Origin of the sequence: Stenotrophomonas sp. SMYL89, from assembly GCF_036319985.1 — a bacterium.
In the GTDB taxonomy this organism is placed as follows: Bacteria; Pseudomonadota; Gammaproteobacteria; order Xanthomonadales; family Xanthomonadaceae; genus Stenotrophomonas; species Stenotrophomonas maltophilia_Q.
Genome location: NZ_JAWIRW010000010.1, coordinates 21392 through 39989 on the forward strand (window position 1 = coordinate 21392; position 18598 = coordinate 39989).

General features: G+C 67.4%; 19 protein-coding genes. 7 read left to right on the top strand and 12 right to left on the bottom strand.

Features of this window, described 5'->3' with window-relative positions; translation table 11 throughout:
- The first annotated feature begins 115 nt into the window (after nucleotides 1-115).
- Complete coding sequence (locus V3B41_RS13720) at nucleotides 116-937, top strand: calcium-binding protein (protein WP_329861405.1); 822 nt, start codon at nucleotides 116-118, stop codon at nucleotides 935-937.
- 106 nt (nucleotides 938-1043) lie between these two features.
- Here V3B41_RS13720 and V3B41_RS13725 read toward each other — a convergent pair whose 3' ends face one another.
- From V3B41_RS13725 to rpsU, 6 genes are all read right to left on the bottom strand, one after another.
- Nucleotides 1044-2015 (bottom strand): bile acid:sodium symporter family protein, encoded by a 972-nt coding sequence (locus V3B41_RS13725; RefSeq protein ID WP_197620458.1) that lies wholly within the window; start codon nucleotides 2013-2015, stop codon nucleotides 1044-1046.
- 28 nt (nucleotides 2016-2043) lie between these two features.
- Nucleotides 2044-2544 carry a protein tyrosine phosphatase family protein gene (locus V3B41_RS13730; protein WP_197633241.1) on the bottom strand — a complete coding sequence of 167 codons (501 nt, stop codon included), beginning with the start codon at nucleotides 2542-2544 and terminating at the stop codon, nucleotides 2044-2046.
- Between the two features lie 29 nt (nucleotides 2545-2573).
- On the bottom strand, nucleotides 2574-4316 hold the full coding sequence (gene dnaG / locus V3B41_RS13735; protein WP_049426950.1) for a DNA primase: 1743 nt from the start codon (nucleotides 4314-4316) through the stop codon (nucleotides 2574-2576).
- A 62-nt stretch (nucleotides 4317-4378) separates the two neighbouring features.
- A complete protein-coding gene (locus V3B41_RS13740) occupies nucleotides 4379-5227 on the bottom strand; it encodes a YihY/virulence factor BrkB family protein (RefSeq protein WP_329861539.1) in 849 nt (282 codons plus the stop codon).
- Between the two features lie 199 nt (nucleotides 5228-5426).
- Nucleotides 5427-5870, bottom strand: a complete 444-nt coding sequence (locus tag V3B41_RS13745) for a GatB/YqeY domain-containing protein (protein ID WP_049426948.1) — start codon at nucleotides 5868-5870, stop codon at nucleotides 5427-5429.
- A gap of 133 nt (nucleotides 5871-6003) precedes the next feature.
- Nucleotides 6004-6219 (bottom strand): 30S ribosomal protein S21, encoded by a 216-nt coding sequence (gene rpsU / locus V3B41_RS13750; RefSeq protein ID WP_002808376.1) that lies wholly within the window; start codon nucleotides 6217-6219, stop codon nucleotides 6004-6006.
- A 166-nt stretch (nucleotides 6220-6385) separates the two neighbouring features.
- On the opposite strand from rpsU, the gene tsaD reads away from it, so the two are divergent.
- Nucleotides 6386-7411 (top strand): tRNA (adenosine(37)-N6)-threonylcarbamoyltransferase complex transferase subunit TsaD, encoded by a 1026-nt coding sequence (tsaD, locus tag V3B41_RS13755; RefSeq protein WP_010484223.1) that lies wholly within the window; start codon nucleotides 6386-6388, stop codon nucleotides 7409-7411.
- A gap of 33 nt (nucleotides 7412-7444) precedes the next feature.
- Here the strand turns inward: tsaD and V3B41_RS13760 are convergent, their stop codons facing one another.
- A complete protein-coding gene (locus V3B41_RS13760) occupies nucleotides 7445-8104 on the bottom strand; it encodes a hypothetical protein (RefSeq protein ID WP_049426944.1) in 660 nt (219 codons plus the stop codon).
- Between the two features lie 365 nt (nucleotides 8105-8469).
- On the opposite strand from V3B41_RS13760, the gene folB reads away from it, so the two are divergent.
- From folB to V3B41_RS13780, 4 genes are all read left to right on the top strand, one after another.
- Entirely contained in the window at nucleotides 8470-8823 is a 354-nt protein-coding gene (gene folB, locus V3B41_RS13765; RefSeq protein WP_049426942.1) for a dihydroneopterin aldolase, read from the top strand.
- 71 nt (nucleotides 8824-8894) lie between these two features.
- Complete coding sequence (locus V3B41_RS13770; protein ID WP_049426941.1) at nucleotides 8895-10166, top strand: mechanosensitive ion channel domain-containing protein; 1272 nt, start codon at nucleotides 8895-8897, stop codon at nucleotides 10164-10166.
- Between the two features lie 128 nt (nucleotides 10167-10294).
- On the top strand, nucleotides 10295-12469 hold the full coding sequence (locus V3B41_RS13775) for a glycoside hydrolase family 3 N-terminal domain-containing protein (protein WP_049426939.1): 2175 nt from the start codon (nucleotides 10295-10297) through the stop codon (nucleotides 12467-12469).
- Between the two features lie 113 nt (nucleotides 12470-12582).
- Nucleotides 12583-13128, top strand: a complete 546-nt coding sequence (locus V3B41_RS13780; protein ID WP_049426937.1) for a hypothetical protein — start codon at nucleotides 12583-12585, stop codon at nucleotides 13126-13128.
- 46 nt (nucleotides 13129-13174) lie between these two features.
- Here V3B41_RS13780 and V3B41_RS13785 read toward each other — a convergent pair whose 3' ends face one another.
- Nucleotides 13175-14344 (bottom strand): PQQ-dependent sugar dehydrogenase, encoded by a 1170-nt coding sequence (locus V3B41_RS13785; protein WP_329861410.1) that lies wholly within the window; start codon nucleotides 14342-14344, stop codon nucleotides 13175-13177.
- 168 nt (nucleotides 14345-14512) lie between these two features.
- Between V3B41_RS13785 and yiaA the strand changes: the two genes are divergently transcribed.
- Nucleotides 14513-14968 (top strand): inner membrane protein YiaA, encoded by a 456-nt coding sequence (gene yiaA / locus V3B41_RS13790; RefSeq protein WP_049426932.1) that lies wholly within the window; start codon nucleotides 14513-14515, stop codon nucleotides 14966-14968.
- 107 nt (nucleotides 14969-15075) lie between these two features.
- Here the strand turns inward: yiaA and V3B41_RS13795 are convergent, their stop codons facing one another.
- From V3B41_RS13795 to V3B41_RS13810, 4 genes are all read right to left on the bottom strand, one after another.
- A complete protein-coding gene (locus V3B41_RS13795) occupies nucleotides 15076-15399 on the bottom strand; it encodes a hypothetical protein (protein ID WP_197633236.1) in 324 nt (107 codons plus the stop codon).
- Between the two features lie 110 nt (nucleotides 15400-15509).
- Nucleotides 15510-16811 (bottom strand): amino acid permease, encoded by a 1302-nt coding sequence (locus V3B41_RS13800; protein WP_329861414.1) that lies wholly within the window; start codon nucleotides 16809-16811, stop codon nucleotides 15510-15512.
- Nucleotides 16808-17569, bottom strand: a complete 762-nt coding sequence (locus V3B41_RS13805; RefSeq protein ID WP_049426926.1) for a L,D-transpeptidase family protein — start codon at nucleotides 17567-17569, stop codon at nucleotides 16808-16810. Before V3B41_RS13805 ends, V3B41_RS13800 begins: the two co-directional genes overlap by 4 nt.
- Before the next feature lie 15 nt (nucleotides 17570-17584).
- Nucleotides 17585-18433 carry a MurR/RpiR family transcriptional regulator gene (locus V3B41_RS13810; RefSeq protein WP_049426924.1) on the bottom strand — a complete coding sequence of 283 codons (849 nt, stop codon included), beginning with the start codon at nucleotides 18431-18433 and terminating at the stop codon, nucleotides 17585-17587.
- Nucleotides 18434-18598: the final 165 nt, after the last annotated feature.

Below are 18598 nucleotides of genomic sequence, written 5' to 3' on the forward strand. Positions count from 1 at the left end.
GCTCGGCTGAGGGCTGGTTGGAAGAGCAGCCGAGCGTGGGCTCGGCTCTACACTTGATCTCTTCCAGCGGCGTCGCCATTGCTGTTCCTGACCCCAAGGAAAGGAGCGAGCAGGGATGCATTCGATTTTCCGCTGGACCAGCGCGCTGCTGCTGGCGCTCGGCATGGCCCTCAATGTGCATGCCGACGACACCGCCGCGCAGATCCGCCAACACGCCGGTGAGCACCGCCTGTTGATACTGGGCGAATTCCACGGTACCCGCGAGACACCGCTGCTGGTTCGGGAACTGATGGAGGCCTACGCAGCCGATGGCACTCCGGTGCGGTTGGCATTGGAGCTGCCGACTGACGAGAACGCCGCGCTGGCGACGTATCTGGTGTCTTCCGGCACGGCCAAGGCGCGCGCTGCATTGCGTGGCACGCCGTACTGGAGCGTCCGCAGCCGCATGCATGACGGCCGTCGCAGCAAGGACATGCTCGACCTGATCGAAGCGGCGCGCGCGCTGCGTACCCGGGGGCGCGACGTGCAGGTATTCGGTTTTGATCGCGTGCTACTTGCCGAAACGGCGGGTAGTGGGGCACGCGACCGGGCGATGGCCGAAGAGGTCCGCGTGCGCGCACAGGCATTGCCGAACAACGCACGGCTGCTGGTGCTGACCGGCAACGTACATGGCATGCGTACGCAGCCGAAGATGATTGCGTACCCCCCGATGACGGCATTGCTGAACGATCTGGAGCTCTACAACGTGCGTATCGAGGCGCGTGGCGGGGAGGGTTGGGGCTGTGCCGCCCCTGGACGTTGCGAAGTGCGCCAGCTGCCGGGTCATGCCGGGACATCGCCCAGGGTGGATACCGGTGCTGACCGCAGCTACGACCTGAGGGTATGGCTGCCGCGATTCAGCGTGGCGCGGCTGCTGGACAGCGATTCGGTCTGGTGATCATCCACGCGTGGCGTGGATCCAACTGCGCCGTTCAACCGCCAGCCGAGCGTGGGCTCGGCTCTACAGTAGATCCACACCGTGCGTGGATGTTCTCCACGTCGTGTCAGGACTTGCGCTTGGCGTAGCGCTGCGCGATCACACCGCAGACGATCAGCTGGATCTGGTGGTAGATCATCACCGGCAGCACGATGGCACCGAGGCTGCCACCAGCAAACAGCACCTTGGCGATCGGTACGCCCGTGGCCAGGCTCTTCTTCGAGCCGCAGAACACGATGGCGATCTCGTCCTCGCGGTTGAAGCGCAGGCGGCGGGCGATGAAGGTGATCAGCGGCATGGCGATACCCAGCAGCACCGCGGCCACCACTGCCACGGCCAGCAACGAGAGCAGCGGCGTCTTGCTCCACAGGCCTTCGGTCACTGCCTCGCCGAACGCCGAATACACCACCAGCAGGATGGTGGCCTGGTCGGTGTAGCGCAGCAGTGCGCGCTGCCGCTCCACCCAGCCGGCAATCCATGGCCGCAGCAGGTGGCCGGCCACGAACGGCACCAGCAGCTGCAGCATGATGCCGCCGATCGCATGCAGCGGGTCGTGCACGCCGCCGGAGGTACCGGCCAGTGCGGTCAGCAGCAGCGGGGTCAGGAACACACCGAGGATGCTCGACAACGAAGCACTGCACACCGCTGCCGGTACGTTGCCGCGCGCCATCGAGGTGAACGCGATGGACGACTGCACGGTGGACGGCAGGGTGCACAGGAACAGCACGCCCAGGTACAGCTCCGGGGTCAGCAGCCAGCCCGACAGTGGCTTGAACATCAGCCCCAGCAGCGGGAACAGGATGAAGGTGCAGGCGAGGATGGTCAGGTGCAGCCGCCAGTGCAGCATGCCGCCGATGATCGACTCGCGCGGCAGGCGTGCGCCATGCAGGAAGAACAACGCCGCGATGGCGACCGTGGTGACATCGTCGAGGACGATGGCGGCGGCGCCCTTCATCGGCAGCAGGGAAGCCAGGCCGACGGTGCACAGCAGGGCGAGGGTGAAGTTGTCCGGTCGCAGGCGCGACCACCAGCGGGTCATGGTGGGCAGAGTCCTTTGTGCGGAGGGTTCAGGGCGAGGTGACCGGTGTGGCCAGGCGCTGGCGGGTGGCGGCTTCCAGCGACTTCAGCCCAGCGCGCTGGCCCAGCTGAAGGGCCTGTTCCGGGCTGGCATGTTCGTAGCGTGCATTGACCAGGCCGAGCACGGCACCGGCGCGGTTGCCGGAGGCGCAGTGCAGCAGCACCGGCCCCTGGCTCTGCTGCAGGGCCTGGTGCACGGCGCGCACATTGGGCGCATCCAGCCCCTCGGCACCGGCCACCGGAATGCGCACATAGCGCAGGCCCAGCGATTCGGCCACGTGCGCTTCATCGAAACCGCGGTCCTCGTCGGGCTGGCGCAGGTCGATCACGGTGCGTACGCCTTGTGCGGCCAGTTCGCGCAGTTGTGCGGCACTGGGCTGGCCGCCGGCATACAGGCCGGGCCGGACTTCATTGAGCGGGGTATCCGCAGCCAGGGCCGCCAGCGGCAGGCAGAGCGACAACAACAGCAGGCAGGTCAGGCGCAGCAGCATGGTCCTCTCCGTGAAAGCGTTCTGCCCCTCTACAGGCGCAGCCCGGCGCGGGCCTTCAACAGCTCGCGCAGTTCGTATTTGTCAGTATCGTCCAGACCCTGCTGGCGCTGCTTTGCCAACAACTCCTCCAGACGTTGCACCAGCAGCTGTTTCTCCAGCTGGGCCACGGCGTCGTGCAGTTCCTGGGTCCAGCTGGCCTCGGTGCCGGGCAGCGTCTGTGCGGCCAGTGTATGCAGCGAGGCCTGTTCCTCGCGGCCGTCGAAGTGTTCCAGCAGGGCGCCGGTGCTGATGTCCGGGCGCTGTTCGACCAGCCCCAGCAGCTCCAGCAGCAGCTCCACGCCGGGCAGGCGCAGGCCCTGGAAGTGATGCTTGCCGCCCAGGGTCAGGGCCAGTGACGGTTGTTGCAGCAGCACGGCGATCGCGCCGCGCACCAGGCTGCGCTTGGCCACTGGCTGGATCGTGCGCGAGGGCTGGCGCTGTGGCTGTGGTGCGCGCGTGGCGGCAGTGTTGCCCCCCCCCAGACCGGTCAGCTGCCCCAGCTGCTGCTTCATCAGATCGCCGAAGGCGCCGTCGGGAATCTGCGCCAGCATCGGCTTTGCCCGTTCGGCCAGGCGGGCCTTGCCGTCCAGCGTACCCAGGTTGATCTCGCGGGTCAGTTCGTCGAAGAAGAACTGCGACAGCGGCGTGGCCTGCTTCAGGCGTTCGTTGAAGGCCTCGGCGCCTTCCTTGCGCACGATGGTGTCCGGGTCCTCGCCATCGGGCAGGAACAGGAAGAAGGCCTGGCGGCCATCCTTCATGCGCGGCAGCACCGACTCCAGCGCCTTCCAGCCGGCACGGCGGCCGGCGGCGTCGCCGTCGAAGCAGAAGAACACGTCCGGCGCGTTGCGGAACAACAGCTCGGCATGGTCCGGCGTGGTCGCCGTGCCCAGCGTCGCCACCGCCTGGGTGACGCCGAACTGGAACAGCGAGACCACGTCCATGTAGCCCTCGACCACGATCAGCCGCTCGATCTTCTGGTTGGCCTGGCGCACCTGCCACAGGCCGTACAGTTCGCGGCCCTTGTGGAACAGCGCGGTCTCGGGCGAGTTGAGGTACTTGGGGCCGTCGTCCTTCTCGAACACGCGGCCGCCGAAGGCGATCACGCGGCCACGGCGGTCGAAGATCGGGAACATCACCCGGTCGCGGAACTTGTCGTAGACGTGGCCGCGATCGTTCTTGGAGAACAGGCCGGCGCGGTCGAGCAGCTTCATGCGCCGCTCGTCCTTGCCCAGCGCATCGCGCAGCCCGCTGTAGCCATCGGGCGCATAGCCGATCTGGAAGCGTGCGCGGTTCTCTTCGTCCACGCCGCGGCCGTCGAGGTAGCTGCGCGCCTTCTCGCTGCCTTCCAGGTTCTTCTGGAAGAACTTGGCAGCGGCGTCCAGAGCGGAGTAGAGCTCGCGGCTGTCGTCCTGCTGCTGCGGGCTGCGCGGGTTCTCGCTGCGCGGCACTTCCATGCCGGCGCGCTTGGCCAGTTCATCCACCGCGTCGAGGAACTCGAGGCGGTCGTAGTTCATCAGGAAGCTGATCGCGGTGCCGTGCGCGCCACAACCGAAGCAGTGATAGAACTGCTTGGTGGGCGAGACCGTGAACGAGGCCGAGCGTTCGTCATGGAACGGGCAGCGCGCTGCGTACTCCTTGCCCTGGCGCTTCAACGGCACGCGGCTGCCCACCACCTCGACAATGTCGGTGCGGGCGAGCAGGTCGTCGATGAAAGCGTCGGGGATACGGGCCATGGGCAACAGGGCAGGGCGCGGCCGCCAGGGCGCGCAGCAGGGGGCGGCGGATTCCCCCTAGTTTACTCGCTGGTGACCTCCGGGCCTGGCTGTTCCGCATCGACCCCGGCCTTGGCCAGCTGCGCCCGCGCATGCAGGCGTTCGTCGATCACCGCGGTCATCAACGCACCGACGAAGAACACGGCGGTGGCGTAGTAGATCCACACCAGCGCGATCACCAGCGCGCCCATCGAGCCGTAGGCGCTGCCCGGGGCCACGGTGGCGATGTAGACGCCGATGCCGTAGCGGCCCAGGGTGAACAGCACCGAGGTGATGGCACCGCCGATGAAGGCCTGGCGCCAGGCCACGCGGCGGTCCGGCAGGTAGTGGTAGAGGAAGGCGAAGGCCAGCGTGTACAGCAGCAGCGAGGTCAGGTAGCCGATCGCCGGTAGCACCGAGGGCAGCTGTGCGAACACCACTTGCAGCGCAGTGGTGGCAGTCATCGACAGGATCAGCAGGAAGCCCAGTGCCAGCACCACGCCGAAGGAGAACACGCGTTTGCGCAGCCAGGCCTTGATGCCTTCCAGACGCTGGCCGCTGGTGTGGAAGATCCGGTTCAGCGCGTTCTGCAGCTGGGCGAACACGGCGGTGGCACCCACGAACAGCAGCAGCGTGCTCCACAGCCCGGCCAGCGAACCCACGCTGGGCTGGCTGTTGGCGTTGTGCAGCACGGTGTCGGCGACGCTGGCCACGCTGCTGCCGGCCACTGAACCGATCTGGCTGATCAACGTCTGTTGTGCTGGCGGGTACAGCGAGGCAGTCAGCCACAGCAGCAGCACCAGCAGCGGTGCCATCGACAGCAGGGCGTAGAAGGAGACCGAGGCGGCCTGGGTCAGCACGTCGATTTCGACGAAGCGCTTGGCGACCGCCATCGGGAAGCTGTCCTGCAGGCGGTCAGCATAGTGGCGAAGCCGTGCGGGGATGCCGTGGGGACGCGTGTCGGTGGGGGCGTTGGATTGCTCGACCATGGGGGTGTTGTAACAGCCGGCGGTCGAAGGAGCGGTGAAGCGGGTGCATCAATGGGGTCAGAGCCCTTCCGCGATGCGAAAGGGATCCGACCCCGGCAATGGCTTACGCCAGCAGCTGCTTGACCAGCTTGGACACCAGGCCCATGTCCGCCTGGCCGGCGAGCTTGGGCTTCAGCGCACCCATCAGCTTGCCCATGTCAGCCGGGCCGGAAGCACCGGTCTCGGCGATGGCGGCCTGGATGGCGGCCACGATCTCGGCTTCGCCCATCTTGGCCGGCAGGTAGGCTTCGATGACCACGATCTCGGCGCGCTCGATCTCGGCCAGGTCTTCACGGTTGGCGGCTTCGAACTGGCTGACCGAGTCCTTGCGCTGCTTGACCATCTTGTCGAGCACGGCGATCACGGCGGTATCGTCCAGCTCGATGCGCTCGTCCACTTCGCGCTGCTTGATGGCGGCGTTGATCAGGCGGATCACGCCCAGCTTGTGCTTCTCGCCCGCCTTCATGGCGGCCTTCATGTCGTCGGTGAGCTGCTGCTTCATGCTCATGAGGAACCTCGTGGTGGTAGGTGGGGCGGGGCGGATGCCCGAACCCGGAAACGCAAAAAGCCGGCGACGCTCGCGCGTGCCGGCTTCGGCTCCATCGCGACAGGCAAGCCCGCCGCAATGAAGATGCGTCCGATCAGTACAGGCGCTGACGCTTGGTGACGTCGCGCGACGAGCGGCGCAGCTGACGCTTCACAGCAGCGGCGGCCTTGCGCTTGCGCTCCTGGGTCGGCTTTTCGTAGAACTCGCGCTTGCGGGTTTCGGCCAGCACACCGGCCTTTTCGCAAGTGCGCTTGAAGCGGCGAAGAGCAAACTCGAAGGGCTCGTTCTCGCGGACTTTGACGCTGGGCATGGAATCTCCGGGACACAGTAGAACCGGGTCACGCCCGGCGAGCCGCACATTATAGCGGCGAATAGACAAACTGCAAGCGGCCAACCCTGAATACGGGCCGGAAGTTCGAAAGCAGTGAGATCTGCACATCCCCCGAGGGGGCGGCAGGGGCGTCATAATAGCAGGCATGCGAGTCCTTGGCATCGAATCTTCCTGTGATGAGACCGGCGTGGCGGTGTATGACACCGACCTGGCCGGCAGCGCGGCCCTGCGCGCCCACGCGGTCTACAGCCAGATCGCCCTGCATGCCGAGTACGGCGGTGTAGTGCCCGAGCTGGCCAGCCGCGACCACGTCCGCAAGCTGCTGCCGCTGGTGCGCCAGACCCTGGCCGACGCCGGTCTGGGCGTAGACGACATCGACGGGGTGGCCTATACGGCGGGTCCGGGCCTGGTCGGCGCGCTGCTGGTGGGCGCCGGCGTGGCCCGCTCGCTGGCCTGGGCGCTGGAGGTGCCGGCGGTGGGCGTCCACCATATGGAAGGCCATCTGCTGGCCCCGCTGATGGAAGACGATCCGCCGGAAGCGCCGTTCGTGGCGCTGCTGGTGTCCGGCGGCCATACCCAGCTGGTGGCCGTGGATGCCATCGGCCAGTACCGCCTGCTGGGCGAGACCCTGGACGATGCGGCCGGCGAGGCCTTCGACAAGACCGCCAAGCTGATGGGCCTGCCGTACCCGGGCGGCCCCCAGCTGGCCAGGCTGGCCGAGCAGGGGACGCCGGGCGCGTACCGCTTCGCGCGGCCGATGACCGACCGCCCTGGGTTGGATTTCAGCTTCTCCGGCCTGAAGACCCAGGTCCTGATGGCCTGGCGCGACAGCGACCAGAGCGAGCAGACCCGCGCCGACATCGCCCGTGGCTTTGAAGATGCCGTGGTCGAGACCCTGTCGATCAAGTGTGAGCGCGCGCTGGAAGCGGCCGGCACCAACGTGATCGTGGTGGCCGGCGGCGTGGGCGCGAACAAGCGCCTGCGCGCCCGTCTGCAGCAGATGGCCGAGCGCCTGGGCGGCCGCGCCTGCTTCCCGCGGCCGGCACTGTGCACCGACAACGGCGCGATGATCGCCTTCGCCGGCGCCCTGCGCCTGCAGGCTGGCCAGCACAGCCCGCCGAAGGTGGACGTGACCCCGCGCTGGGACATGGCGACCCTGCCAGCGGTGTGAACCAGCGGCGCCGGGCCACGCCCGGCGGACGTATTACCGACGCCCTGCCAACGGCGACGCCGCCAGCACGGTCGTCGCCCGCTCATGGCGCTGCAGCCAGCCCAGGGTGTGCGGGCAGCGGGCGTGGATCAGCCGCCCGATCGCGGCCAGATCGGCGCCGATGTCGCGCTCGAGGATGGGCTCGTGATGGGCGATGCGGTTGCGCAGGTGGCGGATGCGGCCAATATCCGCGTGGATGGCTTTCCGGATGACACTGGGGTGGGCGCAAGGCGCATGGCGCAGGACTCCGCTGAGTGCCGGTATCCACAGCGTGGAATCGAAGCGACATGTGAACAGCTGCTGCCAGAACACCATGGGCAGGTTGGCGACGATTTCAGGTGTATCGCTTACGCGACTGGCAAGTTGTTCCAGTGCCGTGCGTGGAGAAGTACTGGACGAAGTTGGCAGCCTGCGTCTAAAGGCATCATTCCAGGGCCAACGTGGACCGTGCTGCCGAACAAGAACCATTGCCGCGGCGTTGCGGGTGACCACCTCGCACAGATGGACCGGCATCATCAGTGCACCGCACAGCCGCATGTTCCAGAGGTAGAGGGATTCGGCTGTGACGTCGGGGCCGCAGGTCGATGCGATTCTCTCGTAAGTGGACAGACGCTCCGCTGACAACGCGCGCCGCAGTGCATCGTATGAAGCCATCGTGATGTGCGGTGGTGAAGAATGGATCGATGTTGGCCAGTCAGGCGGGCAACAACCATAAGGGAACGTCGTTGTCCGTGCGGCCGATTCTCTGTGTTTCGCCTCGGACGAATACCTGAGCTTGCCTGTCGGAATTGGCCTTGACCGACGATCTGGTCCTTGCCTACTCTGCGTGCCTGCGCCACCGGGACTCGCGGCTGTTCAACAGCTCCCCCCGGGGACAAACGGTAGTACCAAAGGGCCCTGCTAGCGGGGCCCTTTGTTTTTTTCCGGGCCCGCCCCGTGCCGGCCACCCGTCGCCCGTTCCGGGCAGGGTCACTGCCGTGCCGTTACCATGGTCGCCTGTATTGGCGCTGGTAACCGCAATGGACAAGGTTTTCATCGAGGGGCTGACGATCGATGCCCTGATCGGCATCTACGATTGGGAGCGACGGATCCGCCAGGACCTGGTGTTTGACCTGGAAATGGGCTTCGACAACCGTCGCCCCGCGGCCACCGACGACATCGCCCACACCCTGAACTACAAGGCGGTGAGCAAGCGCCTGGAGCAGTTCGTGCGCGAGTCGGAGTTCGGCCTGGTCGAGACCCTGGCCGAGCGCTGCGCGCAGATCGTGCTGACCGAATTCGACGTGAAGTGGCTGCGCCTGAAGCTGAGCAAGCCCGGTGCGGTGCGCGGCGCGCGCGCGGTGGGCGTGATCATCGAGCGTACGCGGGAATGACCCGGTAACCCCGGTAGTGCCGGCCGCTGGCTGGCAACCTTGGCAACAACGGAACAGACAGGAGACAACTGATGGTGGATGCGGTGGTGGCGGTACAGTGGCTGGAAAAGCTGCAGAACACACTGGAACCCTATCCCGGCGCCTACCTGGCGTTGATGATCTCGGCGCTGCTGATCGCCGCCGGCCTGGCCAACTGGGTGACCAAGCGCATCCTGCTGCGCGGGCTGCGACGCCTGCTCAGCCGCCTGCCGGGCGCTGACACCGGCCGTGGCAGCCACCTGATGCGGGTGATCTCGCGTCTGTCCAATGTGGTGCCCAGCCAGGTGATCGCCTCGGGCATCCGCATCGTGCCGGACCTGCCGCCAGGGCTGGTGGGCTTCATCATCGGCGCCTGCCAGGCGTGGGCGATCCTGACCGTGGTGCTGGCCATCTCGCATGCGCTGGATGCGGCCAACGACCTGTACGAACGTCGCCCCGAGGCACGCAACAAGCCAATCAAGGGCTATCTGCAGGTCGCCAAGATCGTCATCTTCGTGATCGCCGGCCTGTCGATCGTTGCCACCCTGGCCGGTGTCGACCTGCGCTATCTTGTCACCGGCCTTGGCGCGGCCACCGCAGTGCTGATGCTGATCTTCCAGGACACCATCCTGTCGCTGGTGGCCAGCGTGCAGATCAGCGGCGATGGCCGCGTGCGCATCGGCGACTGGATCGAGATGCCCAGCCAGAACGCCGATGGCGATGTCATCGACATCGCGCTGCACACCGTCACCGTGCAGAACTTCGACAAGACCATCACCACCATCCCGACCAAGAAGCTTGTGACCGAGTCGTTCAAGAACTGGCGCGGCATGCAGGAAGCCGGTGGCCGCCGCATCAAGCGCGCGCTGTACCTGGACCAGCACAGCGTCGGCTTCCTGGATGAGGGCGACCTGGCCTTCCTCGGCCAGTTCGCGCTGCTGCGCGACTACCTGCGCGAGAAGGAACAGGAGCTGGGGCAGTGGAACGGGCGCCTGCGCGAGCAGGGCGTGGCCGAGGTCAACAGCCGCCGGGTGACCAACCTGGGCACCTTCCGTGCCTACGTCGAGCGCTACCTGCGCAGCCACCCGGGCATCCATACCGACATGACCCTGCTGGTGCGGCAGCTGCAGCCGACCACCGAGGGCCTGCCGCTGGAGCTGTACTGCTTCACCCGCAGCACCGCCTGGGGCGAGTACGAGGCGGTGCAGTCGGACATCTTCGACCACCTGCTGGCGATCCTGCCGGCCTTCGGCCTGCGCGTGTTCCAGGCCTCCAGCGACGCCATGTTGATGGCCGGGCAGCGCCAGCTGGCCGGCTCGGAGTAAGCTGCGATGCCTCCAGCCGGACCGTACGGATCCGGCTGGAGCCTGAAACTGAATGACGAAACCTCTCGCCAAATGGCTCGGGATCGCTAGAATGCCGGGCTTGTAAACGTTTTCATCAAGGACTGCTGGTGGCCTCCGATCGCATCGAATCCCTCATTGCCCAGATGACCGTCGAGGAAAAGGTCGGCCAGCTGGGTGTCTTCGCGGACATGGTCCGCCCGTTCGCCCCGGACGTGAACCCGGAAGCCAACGTGCGCAATGCTGACCAGGTGCTGCAGCAGGTGCGCGAGGGCAAGGTCGGCTCGCTGTTCAATGGTGTCGGCGCCGAGCTGGGCCGCCGCATCCAGCAGGTCGCCACCGAGGAAAGCCGCCTGGGCATCCCGGTGATCCTGGCCGCCGACGTCATCCACGGCATGCGCACCGTGTTCCCGATTCCGCTGGGCGAGGCCGCCAGCTTCGAGCCGGACCTGGCCGAGCGCACTGCGCGTGCCACTGCCATCGAGGCCACCGCCGCCGGCCTGCACTGGACCTACGCACCGGCCGTGGATATCGCCCGCGACCAGCGCTGGGGCCGTGGCGCCGAAGGTGCCGGTGAGGACGTGGTGCTGGGCTGTGCGTTCGCCGCCGCCCGCGTGCGCGGCTTCCAGGGCAGCGACCTGCGCGCCGCCGATTCGCTGCTGGCCACGCCCAAGCATTTCGCCGCCTATGGCGCGGTGATGGCCGGCATGGAATACAACATGGTGGACATCTCGCCGCAGACCCTGCGCGACGTGCACCTGCCGCCGTTCAAGGCCGCCTTCGACGCCGGCGCGATCACCGTGATGTCTTCGTTCAACGACATCAACGGCGTGCCGGCCAGCGCCAATGCCGAACTGCTGACCGACATCCTGCGCGGTGAGTGGAAGTTCCCGGGCGTGGTGATCTCCGACTACACCGCCGACATGGAACTGGTCGCCCACGGCTATGCCGCCGACGACCGCGATGCCACCGCCAAGGCGTTCACCGCCGGCCTCGACCTGAGCATGCAGAGCGGCTTCTACGCCGAGCACCTGCCGGGCCTGGTCGAGAGCGGCGAGGTGCCGATGGCGGTGCTGGATGAAGGCGTCCGCCGCATCCTGTGGCTGAAGGAAACCATCGGCCTGTTCGACGACCCGTACCGTTCGCTGGACCCGGCGCGCGAAGCCGATACCTCGCACATCGCCGCGCATGACGACCTGTCGCGTGATGCCGCGCGCCGCTCGATCGTGCTGCTGAACAACCGCGACAACGTGCTCCCGCTGCAGAAGACCGGGCAGAAGATCGCACTGATCGGCCCGTTCGTGCAGGACCGCGAGAACATCGAAGGCTGCTGGACGCTGTTCGGTGACAAGCAGCGCTATGTGGACCTGGAAACCGGCGTGCGCGCCGCCATCGGCGATGCCTCGCTGCTGGAGATCGTGCCCGGCTGTGATCTGGAAACCGCGATTCCGGGCGGCACCGAAGCGGCCGTTGCCGCCGCGCTGCGTGCCGACGTGGTGGTGCTGGCACTGGGCGAACCGCAGCGTTACAGCGGCGAAGCGCAGTCGCGCGTGGAGATCACTCTGCCGCCGGCACAGCAGGCGCTGGCCGAAGCGGTGGCGATGACCGGCAAACCGCTGGTGGTGCTGCTGCGCAATGGCCGCGCGCTGGCGCTGCAGGGCGCGGTGCGCAACGCGCATGCCGTGGCGGTCACCTGGTACCTGGGCACGCAGACCGGCCATGCCGTGGCCGATGTGCTGTTCGGTGATTACAGCCCGTCCGCGCGCCTGCCGGTCAGCTTCCCGCAGGTGTCCGGCCAGCAGCCGTATTTCTACAACCATCCGCGTACCGGCCGCCCGGAACTGCCGACCATGTCGGAGTTCAAGGCGCGCTGGCGCGAGATCCCGAACGAACCGCTGTACCCGTTCGGCCATGGCATCGGCTACACCACCTTCGCTTACGGCGTGCCGCAGCTGAGCACGGCACAGCTCGGCTGGGACGACACCCTGACCATCACCACCGTGCTGACCAATACCGGCCGCGTGGCCGGCGAGGAAGTGGTGCAGTTGTACATCCACGACCGCGTGGCCAGCCGCGTGCGCCCGGTGCGCGAACTGAAGGACTTCCGCAAGGTGGCACTGCAGCCGGGCGAGTCGGCCGAAGTGGTGTTCACCCTGACCCGTGAACAGCTGGCGTTCACCGGCCGCGACGGTGTGCTGCGCGCGGAACCGGGTCAGTTTGACCTGTGGGTCTGCGCCTCGTCGGCGGCCGGCGAAGCCGTGCAGTTCGAGCTGCTGAAGGGTTGATCGCGGAATGGCAGCGCCGGGCCATGCCCGGCGTTGCTGCGCTCACATTGCACGAACACGCCGGGCGTGCCCCGGCGCTACCATCGGGCTCCCTGTTTCGATGGAGTGCGCGCATGCGCTGGATGGCTTATCTGATTCCCGCCCTGTTGCTGGCGGCCTGTTCGCAGCCGGCGGCACCACCGGCCGAGCCCGCCGCGGATGCACCGCCGCCGATGGAGGCCAGCGCCCCGGCAACGCCTGCGGCATCCACCGCTGAGCCCGCCGCCGCTGCACCGGCCGCACCCGAAGCGGATGCGCCCGCGGAAGACGCACGCGCACGCATCGAAACGCTGCTTGGTGATGCGGCGCAGTACGAAAAGGTGTTCAACGCGTTCAGGACCGCCGTGGTCGGTGGTGATCGTGCTGCCGTGGTGGAGGAAGTGCGCTTCCCGCTGAACATCGCGGATGGAAAGAAGATCACCGGCCCGGGCGAGTTCCAGCGCAACTACGAGAAGATCATCACACCGGCGGTGGTCAAGGCGGTGTCCGAACAGGACTTCGGCAAGGTCTTCGTCAACCAGCAGGGCGTGATGATCGGCGATGGACAGGTGTGGTTGAACGGGCAGTGCCTGGACCAGGCCTGCAAGAAGACCGAGGTGAAGGTCATCACCATCCAGTAAACGGAAGCGGCCCCGCATGCGGGGCCGTTCCGGGAAAATGTGCCGATCAGGCCTTCGGCGTCAGCTTCAACAGTCGTGCCTTGCTGCCGTCTTCCAGCAGCCACAATGCGCCATCCGGGCCCTGTTCCACTTCGCGGATGCGCTCGCCCATGTTGAAGCGTTCGGTCTCGCGCGCGCTGTCGCCGTCGAACGCTACGCGTACCAGCGAGGTCGACGACAGCCCACCGATGAAGCCGCTGCCCTTCCACTGTGGGAACAGGCTGCCGCTGTAGATCACGAAGCCGGCCGGCGAGATCACCGGCGTCCAGGTCACCTTGGGTGCAGCGAATTCCGGGCGGGTGTCGTGGTCGGGAATCGGGCGCCCGTCGTAGTGGTCGCCGTTGGAGACGATCGGGTAGCCGTAGTTGGCGCCGCGCACGATCAGGTTCAGTTCGTCGCCGCCAGCCGGGCCCATTTCATGCGCCCACAGCTTGCCGTTGGCGTCGAAGGCCATGCCGAGGATGTTGCGGTGGCCCAGCGACCAGATCTGCGCGGCCACGCCGCCCTGGGAGGCGAACGGGTTGTCGGCGGGCAGGCTGCCATCGTCGTTGAGGCGGACGATCTTGCCGAGGTTGCTGCCCATGTCCTGCGCCGGGTCGAACTTCTGCCGCTCGCTGGAGCTGATCCACAGCTTGCCGTCCGGGCCGAAGGCAAGGCGATGGCCGTAGTGGCCTTCACCGCTGACCTTGGGGATTTGCCGCCAGATCACCTTCAGGTCCTTCAGTTGACCGGCACCGTCGTCATCCAGCGCCAGCGTGGCACGGGCCACGGCCGCACCGCGGGTGTCCAGCGTGCCTTCCTCGGCGTAACTGACGTAAACGACATGATTCCGGGCGAAATCAGGGTGCAGGATGATGTCGCCAAAGCCACCCTGGCCACCGTAAGCGACCTTCGGAACGCCGGTGATCTCATGCTTCTGGCCGCTGGCCAGGTCCAGATGCTGCAGCTTGCCACGCTTTTCGGTGACCAGCAGGCCGCCGTCAGGCAGGAAGGTCATCGCCCACGGCTGGTCGAAGCGGCTGACTTCGGTGGCGTCGAACGGGCGCTGGTCGGCGGCGGTAGAGGCCACGGGCGCGGTGGCTTGGGCGCCGTTGGCGGCCGGGTCGGCGGCATTGCAGGCAGAGGTGGCGAGGATCGGCACCAGGCCGAGGGCGAGCAGCAGGGGTGTGCGGGTCATGGGTATCTCCAGGGCGGGGATGCGGATGGCCGGGCTGTCCCTTGTATACCACTGGAGGCGTGACCGTCGTGGCCCGAAGGTCCTGCGCCCCCCTGTGCGACGGCGGCGGGATCGTCTAGGGTGGGCACGCCCGGGCAAAGCAAGCCCGCCTGACTGCAAGGATCTGCAATGAACACTGCCATGCCCCACAAGCCGTCCACCGCCTTCATCGCCGCCTCGTGGGTGGCCCTGCTGCTGGGCGCGGCGGCCTACCTGATCGGCCTGTTCAACGCCGCCACGATGGCGCTCAACGAAAAGGGCTACTACCTGACCCTGCTGCTGTTCGGCCTGTTCGCGGCGGTGTCGCTGCAGAAGAGTGTGCGTGACCGCGTCGAGGGTATTCCGGTGAGCGCGCTGTACTACGCGCTGTGCTGGTTTGCGCTGCTGTCGGCGCTGATGCTGCTGCTTGTTGGGCTGTGGAATGCCACCCTGGCATCAAGCGAGAAGGGCTTCTACGGCATGGCGTATGCGCTGTCGCTGTTCGGCGCTGTGGCGGTGCAGAAGAACACCCGCGACCTCATCGCTGCAGGTGGTGGTGAGAGCAAGCGCAGCGCGGTCGTGCCACCGCTGCCGGAACAGGAGTGATCGACCCGGTGTAGAGCCGAGCCATGCTCGGCTCAGTCGAGCATGGCTCGACTCTACAGACGTGGTGCGAGAGCCGAGCACGGGCTCGGCTCTACAGAAGCCTGGCGTTATCGCTTCAACCGCGGGTCCGCCAGCTGTGCATCTTCCCAGCCACGGCGCACAGCGCCGCGCGCCTGGGCCCATTCCAGCCGGCTGCGGCCACGTTCATTGGCCCAGCGTGATTCCAGCTCGGCTTCGACCTGTTCGTAGGCGCGGATCATGTCCTGTGCGCGGGCCGCATGGCCGATGCGGTAGGCCGGTTCGTAGTCCTCGAAGAACAGCTGGTCGTCGTAGTAGGGCTCGGACGTATAGCGTTCGCGCCAGTAGTTGCTGACCGCGTCGCGCGGCGTGCTGTCGTCCGGTACGCGGCCGGGGATCTGGTACTCGGTCATGGAAGGCTCCGTTGTGGACGAAGCCTGATCGTGCCTGCGTGGCGGTTAACGGCCCGGTCCGGCAGCGTGATCGCCAGATCAATCCGCCGGGCATGGCCCGGCGCTACCGGTCACGCGGCGTCGGCATCCTTGCGCGGCAGCTTGTAGATCACCGCGCCGATGGCAAACGCCACCAGTGCGGCGGCGATGTTCTGCCAGCTGGCACTGGCGAACAGTGCAAGGCACAGCAGCAGCGCCAGCACCGGAATCAGTGGGCCGCCGGGTAGTTTCAGTGCACCTGGCCGGTCCGCGAAGCGTTTGGCCAGCACCAGCACCGCAGCCGCCGTACCGATGTAGGCGAACAGGCGCGTGGTCATCGACAGCAGCGCCAGCTGCACGAACGAACCCGACAGGGCCAGGCCGAGCGCGATCAGGCCCTGGCACAGGATCGACGCGGCCGGGGTGTGGAAGCGTGGGTGCACCTGCGCCAGGATCTTCGGCCCGTAGCCATCGCGGGCCAGCGCAAACAGGAAGCGCGGGCCCATCATCATCGTGTTGCTGTTGGTGCCGAGGATGGAGATGGTGGCACCGACAGTCAGGATCAGCGCCAGTGCTTCGCCACCGAAGCCGGCGGCGGCATCTGCCAGCGGCGTGGCCGAGCTGGCCAGGCCGGCCAGCGTACCCTGTGCCACCACCTGTACCGCGCCGTAGATGACGGTGACGGTGATGATCATGGTGATCAGCGCGAACGGAATATCGCGGCGCGGGTTGCGGTATTCGCCGGCGGCCGCAGGGATGTTCTCGAAACCGGCGTAGGCGTACAGCAGCAGCAGCGCGGCCTCGCCCATGCGTTGCAGGTCATGCGGGTCCGGGCGCTGGCCGGAGAAGGCCAGCTGCGGGTCGATGTAGAACGCGCCGATGGCCACGAACAGCAGCAGCGGCAGCATCTTGCCGATCACCAGCACCACGCCGGTGCGCGCGGCCGAGCGCACGCCGATGATGTTGACCCCGGTGAGGAAGCCCAGCGATACCACGATCACCGCGATGCGACCCATGCCGGCGCCAGCCCACGGCCAGAAGCGTGCGACCGCATCGGCCAGCGCATTGCTCAATGCGGCCGCCGAGCTGATGCGGGTCAGCCAGATCATCCAGCCGATCTCGAACCCGGCGAAGCGCCCGAACGCCTCGCGGGCATACAGGTAGCTGCCGCCGGGCTCGTCGAAGTAGCTGGCGGCCTGTGCGTAGCACAGCACCAGCAGCGCGACGACGACGCCGGCGGCGACCACGCCCCACAGGCTGAACGGGCCGAGCAGGGCGACGGTGGCGGCCGGCAGCAGGTAGATGCCGCTGCCGATCACATCGTTGATCGACAGGCCGACGATCTGCCAGCGGCTGACCGCGCGCTGCAGCTGCGGTTCGTCCTGCGCGCTCAATGGGCGTCTCCGCGCAGTGCGGGCAGCTGCCACTGAGCCTGCAGGCGCGTGTACTCGGCGCGCGGCAGCAGCACGAAGCGCGGCGCATCCTGCGGCCGCAGCCAGTCCAGCAGGGCCTGCATGCGCGCTTGCGGCATGGCGGTGCAGCCGGCCGTGGCCTCGCCGGGCTGCCGCCACAGGTGGGCGAAGATGCAGCTGCCCTTGCCAGGCTGGTTGTCCGGGTTGTGGGCGATGACGAAGCCTTCCTGGTAACGGACGTCGCCCTTGTTGTGCAGATCCAGCCGCATCGGCTCGGTGGAACCTGCCACGGCTGCCTTGCCGACCTTCTTCGCGTCGACGATGCGGTTGTAGAACGGCGAGGCAGGCACATCCATGCAGTAGCTGCTGTCGAGCATCGGCTGGTAGGCCATCGCGGTGCCGGGGCGGGTGACCGCATAGCCGAACGCGCTGCCGAGCGCGAACACGCCCGCCGGGCTGCGGCCATCGCCTTCCTGCTTCTGCGGGCCGTCGGCCTGCGCCGGGTGCAGGCCCAGGCCCCAGGCACTGCCGGTGCGGCCAAGCGCCACCGGGAACGCCCGTCCATGCGCATGCCAGCCCTTGCCATCGCGCACATAGGCCTGCAGCTGGCCCTGGGTGCTGTCCCAGCCATCGCTGGTGACCACGATCAGCTGGCGCGCACCCTCCAGCGGCGCGGCGTGGACGGACACCGTTGCGGCAAGCAGCAGCGCAGCGGTAGCGAGACGGACCAGCGATTTCATCAACAGGTGCTCCGGTCAGGAATCCAGCAGGTGGTCGATCCGCTCCAGATTCACCGCCAGCTGCTGCTGGCGGTCCGGATTGGCGTGGCAGAGCAGCACGAACAGGAAATCGAGCAGGGCATGCATGGCGCTACGGTACAGCAGCTGCGCGACCTGCGGCGTGCGATCATGCGCACACACCGCCAGTGCTGCGTCAGCATGCGCGCGGAGCGGGTTGGCGGTGTGGCGGGTAATGGAAATCACCTTGCCACCCATGTCCTGGAACTGGCGCGACAGCTGCGAAAGCTGCGGCAGGTTGCCGAATTCGGAGAACACCAGCAGCGCATCGCCGGGGCGCGCGGCCGACAGGTTGGCCAGCATCAGGATCGGGTCGGTGTGCGGCACCACCAGCAGGCCGAGCAGCGACAGCCGCATGGCGAACTCGCGGGCGAACAGGCCATCGTCACCCAGGCCATGGACGAACAGTTTGGGCGCGCCGTCGAGGAGCTGCACGATGCGCTCGATCTCTTCGCGCGGGTTCGCCTGGCGGGTTTCCTCTTCGGCCTGCGCCTTGCTGCGACGCAGGGCGTCGCCCAGGCGCAGGTAGTCATCGCTGCTGTCGGGTTCGGTGGGTGCCTGCTGCGGATCGGCGCCAGCACGGGCGACATCCTGGCCGATCGAGTACTTCAGGTCCGGGTAGCCCTTGAAGCCGAGCTTCTGGCTGAACTTCACCACGCTGGACTGGCTGATGCCGAGCGCACTGGCCAGCTGCTGGGACGAGTAGTCGCGCAGCAGGTGGGCGTTGTCGAGGATGAAGTCGGCAATGCGGCGCTCGATGGCCGACATCTGCCCGCGCTCGGAACGGATCTTCAGCAGGGGCGGCATGCGGGGTGTCCGGGCATGTGTAGGCGCGTTGTGGTTGGCAGCGTAGAGCGTGTCATGGAGTGGGGGGGGGGGGGGGGGGGGGGGGGGGGGGGGGGGGGGGGGGGGGGGGGGGGGGGGGTGGGGGGGGGCGGGGGGGGGGGGGCGGGGGGGGGGGGGCGGCGCGCG

What these genes read in the sequence shown, in the direction of transcription:
- yiaA (WP_049426932.1), top strand. Translation starts at nt 14,513, where the DNA reads ATGAACACTGCCATGCCCCACAAGCCGTCCACCGCCTTCATCGCCGCC.
- V3B41_RS13720 (WP_329861405.1), top strand. Translation starts at nt 116, where the DNA reads ATGCATTCGATTTTCCGCTGGACCAGCGCGCTGCTGCTGGCGCTCGGC.
- V3B41_RS13810 (WP_049426924.1), bottom strand. Translation starts at nt 18,433, where the DNA reads ATGCCGCCCCTGCTGAAGATCCGTTCCGAGCGCGGGCAGATGTCGGCC.
- V3B41_RS13785 (WP_329861410.1), bottom strand. Translation starts at nt 14,344, where the DNA reads ATGACCCGCACACCCCTGCTGCTCGCCCTCGGCCTGGTGCCGATCCTC.
- V3B41_RS13725 (WP_197620458.1), bottom strand. Translation starts at nt 2,015, where the DNA reads ATGACCCGCTGGTGGTCGCGCCTGCGACCGGACAACTTCACCCTCGCC.
- V3B41_RS13805 (WP_049426926.1), bottom strand. Translation starts at nt 17,569, where the DNA reads ATGAAATCGCTGGTCCGTCTCGCTACCGCTGCGCTGCTGCTTGCCGCA.
- V3B41_RS13795 (WP_197633236.1), bottom strand. Translation starts at nt 15,399, where the DNA reads ATGACCGAGTACCAGATCCCCGGCCGCGTACCGGACGACAGCACGCCG.
- V3B41_RS13780 (WP_049426937.1), top strand. Translation starts at nt 12,583, where the DNA reads ATGCGCTGGATGGCTTATCTGATTCCCGCCCTGTTGCTGGCGGCCTGT.
- V3B41_RS13760 (WP_049426944.1), bottom strand. Translation starts at nt 8,104, where the DNA reads ATGGCTTCATACGATGCACTGCGGCGCGCGTTGTCAGCGGAGCGTCTG.
- V3B41_RS13740 (WP_329861539.1), bottom strand. Translation starts at nt 5,227, where the DNA reads ATGGCGGTCGCCAAGCGCTTCGTCGAAATCGACGTGCTGACCCAGGCC.
- V3B41_RS13770 (WP_049426941.1), top strand. Translation starts at nt 8,895, where the DNA reads ATGGTGGATGCGGTGGTGGCGGTACAGTGGCTGGAAAAGCTGCAGAAC.
- folB (WP_049426942.1), top strand. Translation starts at nt 8,470, where the DNA reads ATGGACAAGGTTTTCATCGAGGGGCTGACGATCGATGCCCTGATCGGC.
- V3B41_RS13730 (WP_197633241.1), bottom strand. Translation starts at nt 2,544, where the DNA reads ATGCTGCTGCGCCTGACCTGCCTGCTGTTGTTGTCGCTCTGCCTGCCG.
- rpsU (WP_002808376.1), bottom strand. Translation starts at nt 6,219, where the DNA reads ATGCCCAGCGTCAAAGTCCGCGAGAACGAGCCCTTCGAGTTTGCTCTT.
- tsaD (WP_010484223.1), top strand. Translation starts at nt 6,386, where the DNA reads ATGCGAGTCCTTGGCATCGAATCTTCCTGTGATGAGACCGGCGTGGCG.
- V3B41_RS13745 (WP_049426948.1), bottom strand. Translation starts at nt 5,870, where the DNA reads ATGAGCATGAAGCAGCAGCTCACCGACGACATGAAGGCCGCCATGAAG.
- dnaG (WP_049426950.1), bottom strand. Translation starts at nt 4,316, where the DNA reads ATGGCCCGTATCCCCGACGCTTTCATCGACGACCTGCTCGCCCGCACC.